This is a genomic window from Pantoea sp. EKM21T (genome assembly GCF_011800405.1).
Classification (GTDB): Bacteria; Pseudomonadota; Gammaproteobacteria; order Enterobacterales; family Enterobacteriaceae; genus Pantoea; species Pantoea agglomerans.
Genome location: NZ_JAALFV010000006.1, coordinates 258,695 through 273,075, shown reverse-complemented (window position 1 = coordinate 273,075; position 14,381 = coordinate 258,695). Strand labels below are relative to the sequence as shown.

General features: G+C 56.9%; 10 protein-coding genes. 5 read left to right on the top strand and 5 right to left on the bottom strand.

What is annotated here, in order from left to right; genetic code table 11:
- Positions 1-3: 3 nt before the first annotated feature.
- The gene (iolD, locus tag HFD87_RS14340) at positions 4-1,944 is read right to left on the bottom strand and encodes a 3D-(3,5/4)-trihydroxycyclohexane-1,2-dione acylhydrolase (decyclizing) (RefSeq protein ID WP_033768026.1); all 1,941 of its coding nucleotides are present in this window, start codon (positions 1,942-1,944) and stop codon (positions 4-6) included.
- A 545-nt stretch (positions 1,945-2,489) separates the two neighbouring features.
- On the opposite strand from iolD, the gene iolC reads away from it, so the two are divergent.
- Both iolC and HFD87_RS14330 read left to right on the top strand, forming a co-directional pair.
- Entirely contained in the window at positions 2,490-4,403 is a 1,914-nt protein-coding gene (gene iolC / locus HFD87_RS14335) for a 5-dehydro-2-deoxygluconokinase (RefSeq protein WP_033773070.1), read from the top strand.
- 440 nt (positions 4,404-4,843) lie between these two features.
- A complete protein-coding gene (locus HFD87_RS14330) occupies positions 4,844-5,686 on the top strand; it encodes a MurR/RpiR family transcriptional regulator (protein WP_010253340.1) in 843 nt (280 codons plus the stop codon).
- 98 nt (positions 5,687-5,784) lie between these two features.
- Here the strand turns inward: HFD87_RS14330 and iolB are convergent, their stop codons facing one another.
- Both iolB and HFD87_RS14320 read right to left on the bottom strand, forming a co-directional pair.
- Positions 5,785-6,603 (bottom strand): 5-deoxy-glucuronate isomerase, encoded by an 819-nt coding sequence (iolB, locus tag HFD87_RS14325; protein WP_010671521.1) that lies wholly within the window; start codon positions 6,601-6,603, stop codon positions 5,785-5,787.
- Positions 6,604-6,722: 119 nt separating this feature from the next.
- Complete coding sequence (locus HFD87_RS14320) at positions 6,723-8,228, bottom strand: CoA-acylating methylmalonate-semialdehyde dehydrogenase (RefSeq protein ID WP_010671520.1); 1,506 nt, start codon at positions 8,226-8,228, stop codon at positions 6,723-6,725.
- Positions 8,229-8,649: 421 nt separating this feature from the next.
- Between HFD87_RS14320 and HFD87_RS14315 the strand changes: the two genes are divergently transcribed.
- Positions 8,650-9,465, top strand: a complete 816-nt coding sequence (locus HFD87_RS14315; RefSeq protein ID WP_167423584.1) for a TIM barrel protein — start codon at positions 8,650-8,652, stop codon at positions 9,463-9,465.
- Between the two features lie 84 nt (positions 9,466-9,549).
- Here HFD87_RS14315 and HFD87_RS14310 read toward each other — a convergent pair whose 3' ends face one another.
- A complete protein-coding gene (locus HFD87_RS14310; protein WP_033773075.1) occupies positions 9,550-10,773 on the bottom strand; it encodes an MFS transporter in 1,224 nt (407 codons plus the stop codon).
- Positions 10,774-11,073: 300 nt separating this feature from the next.
- Here HFD87_RS14310 and HFD87_RS14305 point away from each other — a divergent pair, with 300 nt between their 5' ends.
- Positions 11,074-12,129, top strand: a complete 1,056-nt coding sequence (locus HFD87_RS14305) for an AI-2E family transporter (RefSeq protein WP_010253354.1) — start codon at positions 11,074-11,076, stop codon at positions 12,127-12,129.
- Here HFD87_RS14305 and HFD87_RS14300 read toward each other — a convergent pair.
- Positions 12,118-12,801, bottom strand: a complete 684-nt coding sequence (locus tag HFD87_RS14300; RefSeq protein ID WP_010253357.1) for a FadR/GntR family transcriptional regulator — start codon at positions 12,799-12,801, stop codon at positions 12,118-12,120. The genes HFD87_RS14305 and HFD87_RS14300 overlap by 12 nt on opposite strands.
- A 149-nt stretch (positions 12,802-12,950) precedes the next feature.
- Here HFD87_RS14300 and uxuA point away from each other — a divergent pair, with 149 nt between their 5' ends.
- The gene (gene uxuA, locus HFD87_RS14295) at positions 12,951-14,135 is read left to right on the top strand and encodes a mannonate dehydratase (RefSeq protein WP_010253360.1); all 1,185 of its coding nucleotides are present in this window, start codon (positions 12,951-12,953) and stop codon (positions 14,133-14,135) included.
- The last annotated feature ends 246 nt before the right edge of the window (positions 14,136-14,381 follow it).

Sequence of the window (14,381 nt, the reverse complement as noted above, 5' to 3'; positions counted from 1 at the left end):
AAATTAATATTTTCGCGCCTGATCCAGATGGCTGTTGAGCTTGTCCGCCACCGCCTGAGAACGTTCGGTCTTCGAGGCCTGCGCCACGCCGACGTGCCACCAGCTGAAATATTTGTGGATCATGGTTTTTGGCAGCACTTTGATGTCGATAAGGGTGGAAACCGTCTGGGTGCGGGCATCTTCCAGCGCCGCCTTGAGCTGCTCCAGCGTGGTCACACGATAGGTTTTGCAGCCATAACCGGCGGCGATAGCGGCAAAATCGACCGGGATAAAGCCGCCGTCCAGCTTGCCGCCTTCCGCATTACGGAACCGGAACTCGGTGGTAAAGCTGTCCATGCCGTGTTCCATCTGCAGGTTATTGATGCAGCCGTTGGTCATGTTATCCAGCAGCACTACGTTGATCTTCGCCCCTTCCTGAATCGAGGTGACCAGCTCTGAGTGCAGCATCATAAAGGAGCCATCACCGACCAGCGCATAGACCTCGCGCTGCGGCTGCGCCAGCTTCACACCCAGCGCGGCATTCACTTCATAACCCATGCAGGAGTAGCCATATTCAACGTGATAGGCGTTGTAATCTTTGGTGCGCCAGACGCGCTGCAGGTCGCCCGGCAGACTGCCCGCCGCTGCCACTACCACTGCGTCTTTCGGCAGTTGCTCATTTAAGGTGCCGAGCACGCTGCTTTGCGTCAGCAGCGACTGGGTCAGGCGGTTAAACTCAGCGAACACCGCTTTACGGTCGAGATGATCCGCAATCTCCGGCACAAAGTCGCCATCGTGATATTCCACCTGGTAGACACGCTGCGTCTCTTTCAGCAGCTGGCTCTGCGCCTGCTCAATCTGATTGCCCCAGTCGTTACTGTAGTGCTGCGAGGCCAGACCGGCGGTGAGCGCGGTCAGCCCTTCGCGGGCATCGGCCAGCAGCTGCACGCCATCGAGCTTGTAGCTGTCAAAGTTGCTGACGTTGATGTTCAGGAAGCTGACATCGGGATGCTGGAAAATCCATTTCGACGCGGTGGTGAAGTCGGTGTAGCGGGTGCCGATGCCGATCACTAAATCGGCCTCTTTCGCCAGCAGGTTAGCCGCCAGACAGCCGGTTTCGCCCACGCCGCCGACATTCAGCGGATGGTCAGAGACCAGCGTGCCTTTGCCCGCCTGCGTCTCCGCAAAGGGAATCTGATAGCGCTCGGCAAACTGGCGCAGCGCCTCGCCCGCTTCGGAGTATTTCACTCCGCCGCCGCAGATAATCATCGGCTTGCGCTTACGGTTAATCAGCGTCAGGGCATCTGCCAGCTGCGCCGCCACCGGCAGGCGGCGATCCAGACGGTGCACCCGTTTCTGGAAGAAGTAGTCCGGGTAATCCCAGGCTTCGCCCTGCACATCCTGCGGCAGCGACAGCGTGACCGCGCCGGTTTCTGCCGGATCGGTCAGTACGCGCATGGCGTTGATACAGGCGGACATCAGCTGTTCCGGGCGGCTGACGCGATCCCAGTATTTGCTGACGGCGCGGAAGGCATCGTTGGTGCTGATGCTGAGATCGTAGCTCTGCTCAATCTGTTGCAGCACCGGATCGGGCTGGCGGGTGGCGAAGACGTCGCCTGGCAGCAGCAGCAGAGGAATGCGGTTGGCGGTCGCGGTCGCCGCGGCGGTGATCATATTGGCCGCACCAGGCCCCACAGACGAACTGCAGGCGATAATCTGGCGGCGCAGCGACTGGCGCGCAAAGCCGGTGGCAGCATGAGCCATACCCTGCTCATTACGGCCCTGGTAGACCACCAGATCGCCGCTATCCTGTTCCAGCGCCTGGCCCAGCCCCAGCACGTTGCCATGTCCGAAAATGGCGAAGATGCCTTTTACGAACTTCGTCTCAACGCCATCGACATCAATGAATTGATTATCAAGAAATTTAACCAGCGCCTGTGCCGTGGTCAGTCTGATAGTGCCCATATTCTTCCTTACATGCTGGTGGACCCCGACTTCCGCGACAGCACGCCAGGCGTTGTCATCGGCGGAAAAGGCGACCTGAATAACTGAAACGTGAGGCGATTATAAACAAATATATTTTTCATAAAACACGATTACAGAAGAAACATTTCATTTTGCGAGTGAGATCAAATTTAATGACGGCAACAGGTCTGGCGGGCGATTGCAGTGGGGAAATCTGGAACGTTTAACAGAGAGTGGTGCCTGATAAAAAAATTCATTTCAATGCAGCAGCTTGCCTGACTGGCGTGCGGATTCCTGCGATCCCCTTCACAACCCTGACATACCGCACATCACGCTGGCAGAGTTTGCGCAGGCGGGCGGCAATCAGGAGTTTTACCTGGTTCACAAAATTGCGATGGATATTTCATTTCGTATTGAATATGGAATTTTTATTCCTCATACTCCCCTCATAGCCAGTCAGACACCTACAGACCCGGAAGCAGAGCGTAACTGGTGTCGGTCTTTACGCCCGCCAGCGCTGCTAATCACAGAAGGAAACCACAGGTATGAGTACACAACAGAAACCGCTTGATGTGATTTGTATCGGGCGCATCGCCGTTGATTTTTATGGCCAGCAAATCGGGGCGCGACTGGAAGATGTCACCTCCTTTGCTAAATATCTGGGCGGCTCGTCAGGCAATGTCGCCTATGGCACCGCGATTCAGGGGCTGAAATCGGCGATGCTGGCGCGGGTGGGAGATGAGCATAATGGTCGCTTTCTGCGTGAAGAGTTGCAGCGCGTAGGCTGTAACACCGATGCGCTAATCACCGATCCGCAGCGTCTGACCGGACTGGTGATCCTCGGCATCAAAGATGAAGAGACTTTTCCGCTGATTTTCTACCGCGATAACTGCGCCGATATGGGTCTGGTTCCGGACGATATCGATGAAGCCTTTATTACCTCTGCGCGCGCCGTGGCGGTTACCGGCACCCACTTATCCCATCCTCAGACCCGCGAAGCGGTGCTGAAAGCGCTGGATATCGCCCGCCGCAACGGCCTGCGCACGGCGCTGGATATCGATTACCGCCCGGTGTTGTGGGGACTGACCTCTCTGGGCGACGGTGAAACGCGTTTTATTGAGTCGTCACAGGTCACGCAGCAGTTACAGGAAGTGGTGCACTATTTCGATTTGATCGTCGGCACCGAAGAGGAGTTTCATATTGCCGGTGGCAGCACCGACACCCTGACCGCGTTGAAAAACGTGCGTCAGGCGAGTCAGGCGACGCTGGTCTGCAAACGTGGACCGCTGGGTTGCGTGGTGTTTGAAGGCGAGATCCCGGATAGCTGGGAACAGACTGAGCTGCACACGGGCGTACGCGTCGAGGTTCTCAACGTGCTGGGCGCGGGCGATGCCTTTATGTCTGGCCTGCTGCGCGGCTGGCTGAATGATGAGGGCTGGACTCAGGCGTGCCGTTACGCCAACGCCTGCGGAGCGCTGGTGGTATCACGCCACGGTTGTGCGCCCGCCATGCCAACCAAAGCGGAGCTGGATGATTTCCTGAGTCGCGACAAAGAGGTGAAACGTCCCGATCTCGACAGCCGTCTGAACCATCTGCACCGCGTGACTACCCGCAAGCAGCAGTGGCCGGAGCTGAATGTCTTCGCCTTCGACCACCGCAAACAGCTGGCGGATATGGCGCAGGAAGCGGGCGTGGACGAGAGCCGCATTCCGGAGCTGAAACTGCTGCTGCTGGAAGCCGCTCAGCAGGCTGCCAGAGAGGCAGGATTAGAGAATAAAAGCGGGATTCTGGCGGATACGACCTACGGTCAGAAGGCGCTGAACGCCATTACCGGTAAGAACTGGTGGATTGGCCGCCCGATTGAGCTGCCGAGCTCGCGTCCGCTGCGCCTGGAGCATGGCAACATCGGCTCGCAGCTGATCGACTGGCCTGCCGAACACGTGGTGAAATGTCTGGTCTTCTATCATCCGCATGACAGTGCTGAACTGCGTAAAGAGCAGGATGAGCTGGTGCTCGACGTCTGGAACGGCTGTAACAAAAGCGGTCATGAGCTGCTGCTGGAAGTGATTCTGCCTGACAACAACCCGGATAAGAATGAAACGTATTACTTTGATATGTTGAGCCATTTCTACAGTCTGGGCATCCAGCCTGACTGGTGGAAACTGCCACCGCTGTCGGCGGAAAGCTGGCAGGCGATCAGCGGTCTGATTGAGCAGCAGGATCCCCACTGTCGCGGCATTCTGTTACTCGGTCTGGATGCGCCCGAAGAGAAGCTTAAAGCGGGCTTCGCCGCGGCGGCCAAAGCGCCCTGGGTGAAAGGTTTTGCGGTAGGCCGCACTATCTTTGGTCAGCCTTCCCGCCAGTGGTTACAGGGGGAGCTGGACGATCAGGCGTTGATTGAGACGGTTAAAGGCAACTATCTGCGACTGATTGAGTACTGGCGCGCTGCCCGAGCCTGATTTGCTGCTCTGTCAAAAAGCCGCTTTTAGACCGTGCAGCCACAGGGAACACGGTCAGATCGGAAAGACGCAAAAGCTGCCATCCATGGCATGCTCGGCCCGCACCATCCTTGGTGCGGGACGCTTTCCTCTTCTGACCGTGTTCCCTGCTCGTTTAGCTAATGTGTTGCTGCCAGACCCGATTTTTCAGCAATCTGCAGCCATTCCAATCTGAATGGTGAAAGACTGCATACTTCCATCCCTGCTGGCATTTCATCCCGGCTTTCATCCTGACATTGCCCGCGAAAAGTCATGCATCGGGCGCTAAAGCTAATCTGTGAACCATTTCATAAAGCCATGAAATAAACCGCGTCGTTGACGCAAAGAAATGAAATTTTCCATCCATCTGATACTATAGCGCTCATTATGCAGCCATTATTCTAATTATACGGGCAGAAGTGATGAACAATAATCCCACCCAACTTTCTCTCTTGCAGGACGATATTCGTCGCCGCTACGAAACGCTGAGCAAGCGTCTTAAACAGGTTGCGCGCTACATCCTTGATAACAGTAACAGTATTGCTTTCGATACCGTCGCCTCGATTGCTCAACAGGCCGATGTGCCACCGTCGACGCTGATCCGCTTTGCGAATGCTTTTGGCTTCAGCGGCTTCAACGAAATGAAACAGGTTTTTCGTCAGCATCTGATGGAGGAGACGGTCAACTATACCGAGCGCGCTCGCCTGTTTCGCCAGACCTCCACGGACGACAGCGCCAGTGCGCCTGAAAGTCCGGCGGAAATCCTCAACGTCTTTACCATGGTTAACAGCCAGGCGCTGCAGCAGCTGGCGATGCAGGTTAATCCTGAGCAGCTGAACAAAGCGGTGAAGCTGCTGAATGAAGCTGAGAATATCTATGTCATCGGACTGCGCCGCTCTTTCAGCGTCGCCTCCTACCTGGTCTACGCGCTGCGTCATCTTGAGCGCCGCGCTTTCCTGATTGATGGCCTGGGCGGGATGTTTACCGAGCAGCTCAGCCTGGTCAACCCGAAAGATGTGGTGATTGCGATCAGCTACTCGCCTTATGCACGTGAAGCGGTCGAGGTGGTTGAAATGGGTGCCAAACGCGGTGCGCATCAGATTGCCATTACCGACAGTCAGGTCAGTCCGCTGGCCGCCTTCAGCGATGTCTGCTTTGTAGTACGTGAAGCGCAGGTCGATGGCTTCCGTTCGCAGGTCGCTTCACTCTGCCTGGCACAGACGCTGGCGGTTTCGCTGGCACTGAACAACGCAAAGACCAGCTGAGTTCCACACACAAAAAAGGGCAGCGCGACAGGCTGCCCTTTTTACTGATATGAACGCGGGTTATAAACCGTGAATGCTGTTTATTTTTCAGCGAAGACTTACGCTTTCCGCGGATAGCTGTCGCTGTTCACCCAGGCGTGATCTTTCTCCCAGGTAAATTTCCACAGCCGCACCGGCCCCGCCATCACGTTCAGATAGTAGTTATTGTATCCCGCCAGCGTCGCTACCGGATGATAGCCGCGCGGTACCATCACCACGTCGCGATTATAGGGTGCCATACAGACATCCAGGGAACGGTCATCGGTGTAGACGCGCTGCATGGCAAAGCCAGGTTCCGGATCGAAACGGTGATAGTAGGTCTCTTCCAGGTAGGTTTCGTTTTCACTCTCCTCCTGGTCGTGCTTGTGGCTGGGATAAGAGCTGGTATCGCCCTCGTTGGTATAGACTTCCACCACCAGCAGGCTATCAGCCGGCTCATTGTCAGGCAGGATATTGTGAACCAGGCGCTGGTTGCGCCCTTTTCCGCGATGCTCAACACCAACATCGGCTGGTGCAATCAGGCGCGCAGGCAGATTCCCCTGACCGGGCGCATTACAGACCGCCAGCTCAAGATCGCTGTCAGCGTAAACCTCTACTTCATCATCATGCGGCACATAAACGGAATAAGGCGGAACGCGCTCAAAAGGCGACATGCGCTGACCGATACCGGGAAAATCAGCATGGCGGGTTTTTACCGAGGCCAGCCCGGCCACCAGCACCAGACACAGCTCTTTATCACCACTGCTGAGACGCAGGGTTTCCCCTTTCTTCAGCAAATAGGCATCAAATCCCACATAACGCCAGCCGGCGCGCTCAGGCGTCACATGCTGAATACGACCCTGCGCGTCAGGGGCTTGTGCTTTCGACAGTAAAGACATCCTGATACTCCTCTCTGTCACGATTGACGCTGCGGTGGGCTCGCGGGCGCGGTGCCAGCGAACAAAGCGACCGGCAGATTATCCTGCCGGTCGCGCACCGGGATCAGCGTTGAAATGAATCAGCCTAAGGTTGGCATACTGAATTCAGACACGGTCTGCTGACCGGATGGCCAGCGTACGGTGGCCGTTTTCATGCGGGTATAGAAACGCACGCCATCCGGTCCATGAACATTGAGCGCGCCAAACACTGAACGCTTCCAGCCGCCGAAGCTGTGGAATGCCATCGGCACCGGAACCGGCACGTTGACACCGACCATACCCGCTTCAACGTTCTGCACAAACTCACGTGCGGTGTGACCGTTGCTGGTGAAAATCGCGCTGCCGTTGCCGAATTCATGGCTGTTAACCAGTTGCAGCGCACTGTCGTAGTCCGGCGCGCGCATGATGCTCAGCACCGGCCCGAAAATCTCTTCACGCCAGATCACCATCTCAGAGGTGACATGATCAAACAGCGTGCCGCCGACGTAGTAACCTTCGGCGTGACCTGCAACCTGCACGTTACGGCCATCGACCACCAGCTTCGCGCCTTCCTGCTCGCCTTTGTCGATGTAGCCCAGCACTTTCTTCTGGTGCGCCGCCGAAACGACCGGTCCCATCTCATTTTCATCAGCGCCCTGATTAATGCCAGGGCCGATACGCAGCGCGTTCACCAGCGGAGTCAGACGGGCGATCAGCTTGTCGGCGGTATCATCGCCCACGGCGACCACAACCGGCAGCGCCATGCAGCGTTCACCAGCAGAGCCAAACGCACCACCCATAATGGCGTTGACGGTGGCATCCAGGTCGGCATCCGGCATAACGATAGCGTGGTTTTTCGCCGCGCCAAACGCCTGTACCCGCTTGCCGTGGGCGCTGGCGGTTTTATAGATATGCTCAGCCACGCCAGAAGAACCGACGAAGCTCACCGCGGCAATACGCGGATCTTTATAGAGCTGCTCAGCATCTTCATTGGAACTGTGTACGACGTTAAATACGCCATCGGGCAGGCCCGCTTCGGTCAGCAGTTCAGCCATACGCACTGCAGCAGAAGGATCCAGCGCCGGTGGCTTCAGCACAAAGGTGTTACCGCAGGCCAGGGCTATCGGGAACATCCACAGCGGTACCATCGCCGGGAAGTTAAACGGCGTAATGCCCGCCACGACGCCGACCGGTTGCATCAGCGAGTAGCTGTCAACGCCGCTGCCGACGTTCGGGGAATATTCGCCTTTGAGCAGATGGGGGATCCCGCAGGCAAACTCAATCACTTCGATGCCACGCGTCAGTTCACCCAGCGCATCAGACCAGACTTTGCCGTGCTCAGAGACAATCAGCGCCGCCAGCTCGTCACGGTGCTTCTCCATCAGGGCTTTGAAGTTGAACAGAACGCGGGCGCGACGCAGCGGCGAGGTTTTCGACCAGGCGGCAAAAGCGTCATGCGCGACACCAATCGCCTGGGCCACTTCATCAGCGGTACTTTGCGTCAGTTCACGTACCACTTTGCCGGTTGCCGGATCGTAAACAGGAATGGTTTCGTTGCTGGCGCTGAAAGTGGTTTTACCGCCAATAAAGTTACCTATGATTGTCATGATGTTGCCTCTTTAGATGGTTAAGTTCCCTGCAGACGGACCATGCGACCTGCCACACTGCCTGACCAGGCAAACCTGAAAGCGTGCTATGAAGCTATTACAGTGGAACAAATTTTTCAAATGGTTCTTTTTGGAAAATTTGATTTTAGCGGCACAGATCGCATTTTTCCCGCCACTTAGTCTCTCCCGGCATCACGATGACGGGAGGCCACTAATAGCGGCCAGCCTCAGCGTAGCAGGGTAATAGCCGGGGAGTGGTTTGAGCGTTTTACTGCGAAGTCGATCCAGCCTTTATGCATCAGGCTGAAACGGAATATGAAATTAATGCGAGGCTGATCTAATAATTTGCGTTTCATTATTCACTATTAATGAAATAAATGTTCTCTTTGGTCGCATCATCCTCCTGTCCCGGAGTCAGCGCATGGCCATCGATCCAACCCGTTTCTGTATCAACCGCAAAATTGCGCCCCGGCTCTCGCTGGAGGCATTTTTTCAGCTGGTTCAGCGCCTGGGGCTGAGCAAGATTGAACTGCGTAATGACATGCCGGGCGGCAGCGTCACTGACGATCTCAGCACCGATCAGCTGCGCGCTCTGACCGACAGGTATCATATTGATATCATCACCATTAATGCGCTCTATCCGTTTAACCGCATTGATGACGCGCTACTGGCCCGGGCCGAAGCACTGTTACAGACAGCACAACAGATTGGTGCTAAGGCGCTGGTCATGTGTCCGCTGAATGAGGGGATAGCCGTGTCGCCTCAGCAAACCCAGGCGGCGATGCAGCAGCTGGCCCCGCGCTTTGCCCACTATGGCATTCAGGGGCTGGTGGAGCCGCTGGGTTTTCCGGTCAGCTCGCTGCGTTCGGCGGTACAAGCGCAGCAATTGATCGCCGCGGCGGACGTGCCCTTTAAGTTATTGCTGGATACCTTCCACCATCATCTCTATGAGCAGGCTGAGCAGGAGTTTCCAGCCGGCATTGATGTTAACCAGATTGGTCTGGTGCACCTTTCGGGCGTGGAAGATCGCCGTCCGACCGCCGAACTGACCGATGAAGAACGCATCATGCTGAGTGATAACGATGTACTGAAGAGCGTGGTGCAGGTGAAGCGGCTGGAGATGCTTGGCTATAAGGGCGTTTATGCCTTTGAGCCTTTCTCCAGTCAGCTCAGCAACTGGACCCCTGCGGAGGTTGAACGCCAGATCCGCAACAGTATTGAACTGCTGCAAGCCTGAATCCTGTTCTGCGCTTTGCGCGCACCATTAATCGGTTTATCTGTGTCTGAAAAGACGTTCTGGCCCGCTGCTGGGCCATTTTTTTTATCCTGAAGAATCGTCTGCTGCCGGCAACACCGCCTGACGCCGCTGCATGCGCAGCGTGCAGAAAAAAGCGACGCAGACCAGCAGCGCCGTGAGCAGGTAGACGCGTGAGACACCCGCATAAGTCATGATGAATCCGGCAAGTGGCCCGGTTATCCCCAGCGACAGATCCATAAAGGCGGTGTAGGTCGCCAGCGCGCTGCCCTGATTCTGCTGCGGCACCACTTTTACCGCCACCACGCCCAGCGCCGGGAATACCAGCGAGAACCCGGCACCGGTCAGAAATGCGCCTGCTTTTGCCATCCAGGGATCACCCGCTGCGGCTACCAGAAACAGTCCGGCGGCTTCAACCGCCAGGCAGATGCTGGCGACCCGCAGACCGCCGTGGCGGTTAATCGCATTCGGGAACAGCAGGCGCGCGCCGACGAAAGCGCCGCTGAACAGAGAGAGCGCAAAGGCGGCCCCTTCCCAGCCTTTATCCTGATAGAACAGGGTAATAAAGGTGGCGATGACACCGAAACCCGCCGAACCCATCGCCAGAATCGCACCAAAACCGGCGATTTTCCCCAGCACCGCACGAAACGGCAGGGGTCTGGCCCGGCTGGCTTTTACGGCCGGACGCGGCACCGCGCAGACGATGCCTACCACGCAGATAGCAACAATGACCAGCGACAGCCACAGCAGGCCACCCGCCCGGAATATCACCACGCCGAGCGGCGCGCCAATCGCCATCGCGCCATAAGTGACAATGCCGTTCCAGGAGATAACCCGGCCAATGTGCAGCGAACCCACCCGCGCCACACCCCACAACGAGGTGCCGGTGCCGGTAAAACTCTGGCCCACGCCCAGAATCAAGCGGCCCACGCAGAGTAGCGTCAGGCTTAACAGCGGTGATTCGATGAGCGCCGCCAGCAAAATACACAACCCGCTGATCAGACAGCCCACCAGGCCGGTCACCACCACTTTCTTTGGCCCCCAGAGATCGGCATAGCGTCCGGCGTGTGGGCGGCTCAGCAGCGTCGCCACATATTGCAGGCTGATCACCAGGCCCGCCCAGAATGCGCTGAAGCCCAGCTGGTCATGCACCCATCCTGGCAATACCGCCAGCGGCAGACCGATAGTGAGATAGCTGGCAAAGTTGTAGGCCACGATAGAGAGGATCAGCAGAGAGATGTTCAGGTTTCCGGATGGGGTGTTCGGTTCCGCGGCAGGCTGTTCAGGCATGAGTCCTCGCGCTCGTATTTGGCTGAATGATAAGGTTTATCCTTTAACTATACCCGCTTTCGCCACTGGTGCCTCTTAATGACACGGTTATCGGGCGGCTGCCCCTGCCCGGACCTGCAGCAGAAAGCCGGGTAAAAACCGGCACAATGGGGAGTTGCTGCTCTGCCGCGATAGCTGAGTGCTGTGGCGCTGATTACCTCACCCACCTGCCACCGCGCTTTACCGTTTCTCTGATAAATCAGATTGTTAATTTTGTTTCAGCTACACTTTCAACAGCCAATTTACGTTACGAGAGAAAGAATGAGCGAGCTGCAACGGGAAAAGATCGGACAAAATATTCTGATAAAACTGGCGATGCTGGTCATTATCCTCGCCGGGGTTCGGGCAGCGTCAGACATTCTGGTCCCGCTTCTGCTGGCGGCGTTCTTTGCCATTGTGCTGAATCCGCTGGTGACGATGCTGATGCGGCGTGGCTTCCGCCGTGGACTGGCGATTGGGCTGGTGATCACGGTGATCTTCTGCGCTCTCGTGCTGCTGGGTGCCATTATTGCCAGCTCAATGAGCGAGTTTTCCGATCTCTATCCGCAACTGCGCGCCACCATGGAGCAGAAAATGACGGTGCTGCAACATCTGGCGGCGGGCTTTCATCTTAATATTTCAACCGATGCGCTGGTACAGCGTTTCGATCCTAATACCATGATGAACCTGGCTACCGTGGCGCTGAGCGGCTTTTCCGGCGCGATGACCAATACCGTGCTGCTGGTGCTGACCGTGGTCTTTATGCTGTTTGAGGTCCATCACCTGCCCTATAAAATGCGCAACGCGCTGGTGAATCCGAAAATTCGCATCGCCGGACTGCATAAAGCGCTGAAAGGCGTCACGCACTATCTGGCGCTGAAAACCCTGGTGAGTCTGATAACCGGCATCGCAGTCTGGCTGAGTCTCTATCTGCTGGATGTGAAGTTTGCGCTGTTATGGGGTGTCGTAGCGTTTATCCTCAACTTTATTCCCAATATCGGCCCGATTATCGCCGGTATCCCGCCCTTCCTGCAGGCGTTGTTACTGAACAGCCTGTTTGATGCCGCGATGGTGGCGGCGCTGTTTACCGCGATTCATATGGTGTTTGGCAATATGCTGGAACCGCGCCTGATGGGGCGCGGTCTTGGCTTATCGACACTGGTGGTGTTTCTGTCGCTGGTGTTCTGGGGCTGGCTGCTCGGTCCGGTCGGCATGCTGCTCTCGGTGCCGCTCACCAGCATTACTAAAATTCTGATGGAAACCACGCCAGGCGGCAGCCGTCTGGCGATTATGCTGGGCACAGGACGACCCAAGCGGGCGCGGGCATTAACCAAGTAGCCGCTGCTGCACGTGCTGGAGATGGCTCTCCATCGCCTGACGGGCTGCTGCTTCATCGCCCGCCACAATCGCATTGGCGATCTGCTGATGGTCAGCGTTCATCTCCTGCGCGAAGCTGTTATCGGCATAATGGCGCTCCAGTCGCTGCACATGCGGGCTGTGGCGCCGGTTCCATAACTGCTCCAGCAGGTCGCGTAATACATCATTGCCGCTCATCTCACTGATCAGCAGATGGAAGCGCTTGTCCTGCTCCAGAAAGGCCGCGTCGTTTTCATTGTACTGCTGCAGTTCAGCGGTCAGCGCCAGCAGTGCTGCACGCTGAACGGTGGTGCCGTTACGTGCGGCAAATCCTGCCAGCATCCCCTCAAAGGCTTCACGCGCCTGCAACAGATCCTGCAGACTGCAGGTTTCACTCTCCTGCGGAACCGCAGCCTGCGGCAACGGCTGGGCGACGTAAACGCCGTTGCCAGTGCGGATATCGACCCAGCCGGTCATCTCCAGCGCAATCAATGCTTCACGCACTGATGAACGACTGACACCCAGCTGTTTTGCCAGCTCACGCTCCGGTGGCAGTAAACCACCTGCCACAAAGTCACCGCGCGTGATACCGGCCATGATGACGTTGGCGATCTGACGGTACAGGCGCTCGGTTTTTATTACTGGCAGCGTCATCACCCTCTCCTCTGATTGCACTTAAAAGCGATCTCTTCACCGATGCAGTTTGTCATGCTGCGATCCGGATCACGGCCCTGTTTTTTCCACTATCATACTCTTGGTCCAGTGGCCTGACCACTGGGCCACATCACAGTTGAGGAGTAAAAATGGAACATACATGGCGATGGTACGGCCCCAACGACCCGGTCTCACTGGATGATGCGCGTCAGGCGGGCGCGACCGGCATTGTGACGGCGCTGCACCATATCCCTAACGGCGAGGTGTGGCCGGTTGAGGAGATTAAAGCGCGTCAGGCACTGCTGGCGGAAAAAGGTCTGGTCTGGTCGGTGGTGGAGAGCATCCCGGTCCATGAGGCGATTAAAACCCAGCGTGGTGACTACCTTCGCTATATCGCCAATTATCAGCAGTCGATACGCAATCTGGCCGCCTGCGGCATTGATACCGTCTGCTACAACTTCATGCCGGTGCTGGACTGGACCCGAACCGACCTCGCCTGGACGCTGCCGGATGGCGCAAAAGCGCTGCGCTTCGACGCCGACGCTTTCGCGGCCTTCGAGCTTTATCTGTTGCAGCGTCCGGGGGCGGAGCAGGATTACAGCGCTGCCGAGCAGCAGGCCGCCGCTCAGCGCTTTGCCGCCATGAGCGCAGAAGAGAAAAGCACCCTGGTGCGCAATATTATCGCCGGTCTGCCTGGCGCCGAAGAGGGTTACACCCTGGAGCAGTTTCAGGCGCAGCTGACGCAGTATGACGGCATCGACAAAGCGAAACTGCGCGAGCATATGGCGACCTTCCTGCGTGCCATTGTGCCGGTTGCGGAGGAAACGGGCGTTAAACTGGCGGTGCATCCGGATGACCCACCACGTCCTATTCTGGGCCTGCCGCGCATTATTTCTACCCAGGAAGATATGCAGTGGCTGAAAGAAACCGTGGACAGCCTGCACAACGGTTTCTGTTTCTGTACCGGCTCCTATGGCGTGCGTGCCGACAATGCGTTGGTAGAGATGGCGGAAACCTATGCCGACCGCATTAACTTTATCCATCTGCGCGCCACGAAACGCGAGGCAAACCCGGCCAGCTTCCATGAAGCGGCGCATCTGGCGGGCGACGTCGATATGGTCGGCGTGATCAAGGTTATTCTGGCGGAAGAGCAGCGCCGCCGTCGGGCGGGCAACCTGCGGGCGATTCCCATGCGTCCCGATCACGGCCATCAGATGCTGGACGACCTGCATAAGCGCACCAATCCCGGTTATTCCGCCATTGGCCGCCTGAAAGGCCTTGCCGAACTGCGCGGCGTTGAAGTAGCGCTGAAACAGATCTATTTTGCCGATTGAGTAAAACGTCCTGCCCTGCGCCCGCCCTGTGACGGGCCAGGGTCTCTCCTGGCCGCTGCGGCGGATCGGCCTTCTGCCCTGCCTGCCTCCCGTTTTCATTTGATTTTTTCCTGCATAGCAACGAAAACCAAACAACCTGTCAAAAAATGCAATGTCTGGTCGATAATTGACCTTAGTCAGTTCTCCTGATCGCAAAAACGCTAATCTGCACCGCCCGGAGAGATGCTATGCTGCGCCACTGATCAG

Coding starts and splice junctions, on each gene's coding strand:
- iolD (WP_033768026.1), bottom strand. CDS start 1,944: ATGGGCACTATCAGACTGACCACGGCACAGGCGCTGGTTAAATTTCTT.
- iolC (WP_033773070.1), top strand. CDS start 2,490: ATGAGTACACAACAGAAACCGCTTGATGTGATTTGTATCGGGCGCATC.
- HFD87_RS14330 (WP_010253340.1), top strand. CDS start 4,844: ATGAACAATAATCCCACCCAACTTTCTCTCTTGCAGGACGATATTCGT.
- iolB (WP_010671521.1), bottom strand. CDS start 6,603: ATGTCTTTACTGTCGAAAGCACAAGCCCCTGACGCGCAGGGTCGTATT.
- HFD87_RS14320 (WP_010671520.1), bottom strand. CDS start 8,228: ATGACAATCATAGGTAACTTTATTGGCGGTAAAACCACTTTCAGCGCC.
- HFD87_RS14315 (WP_167423584.1), top strand. CDS start 8,650: ATGGCCATCGATCCAACCCGTTTCTGTATCAACCGCAAAATTGCGCCC.
- HFD87_RS14310 (WP_033773075.1), bottom strand. CDS start 10,773: ATGCCTGAACAGCCTGCCGCGGAACCGAACACCCCATCCGGAAACCTG.
- HFD87_RS14305 (WP_010253354.1), top strand. CDS start 11,074: ATGAGCGAGCTGCAACGGGAAAAGATCGGACAAAATATTCTGATAAAA.
- HFD87_RS14300 (WP_010253357.1), bottom strand. CDS start 12,801: ATGACGCTGCCAGTAATAAAAACCGAGCGCCTGTACCGTCAGATCGCC.
- uxuA (WP_010253360.1), top strand. CDS start 12,951: ATGGAACATACATGGCGATGGTACGGCCCCAACGACCCGGTCTCACTG.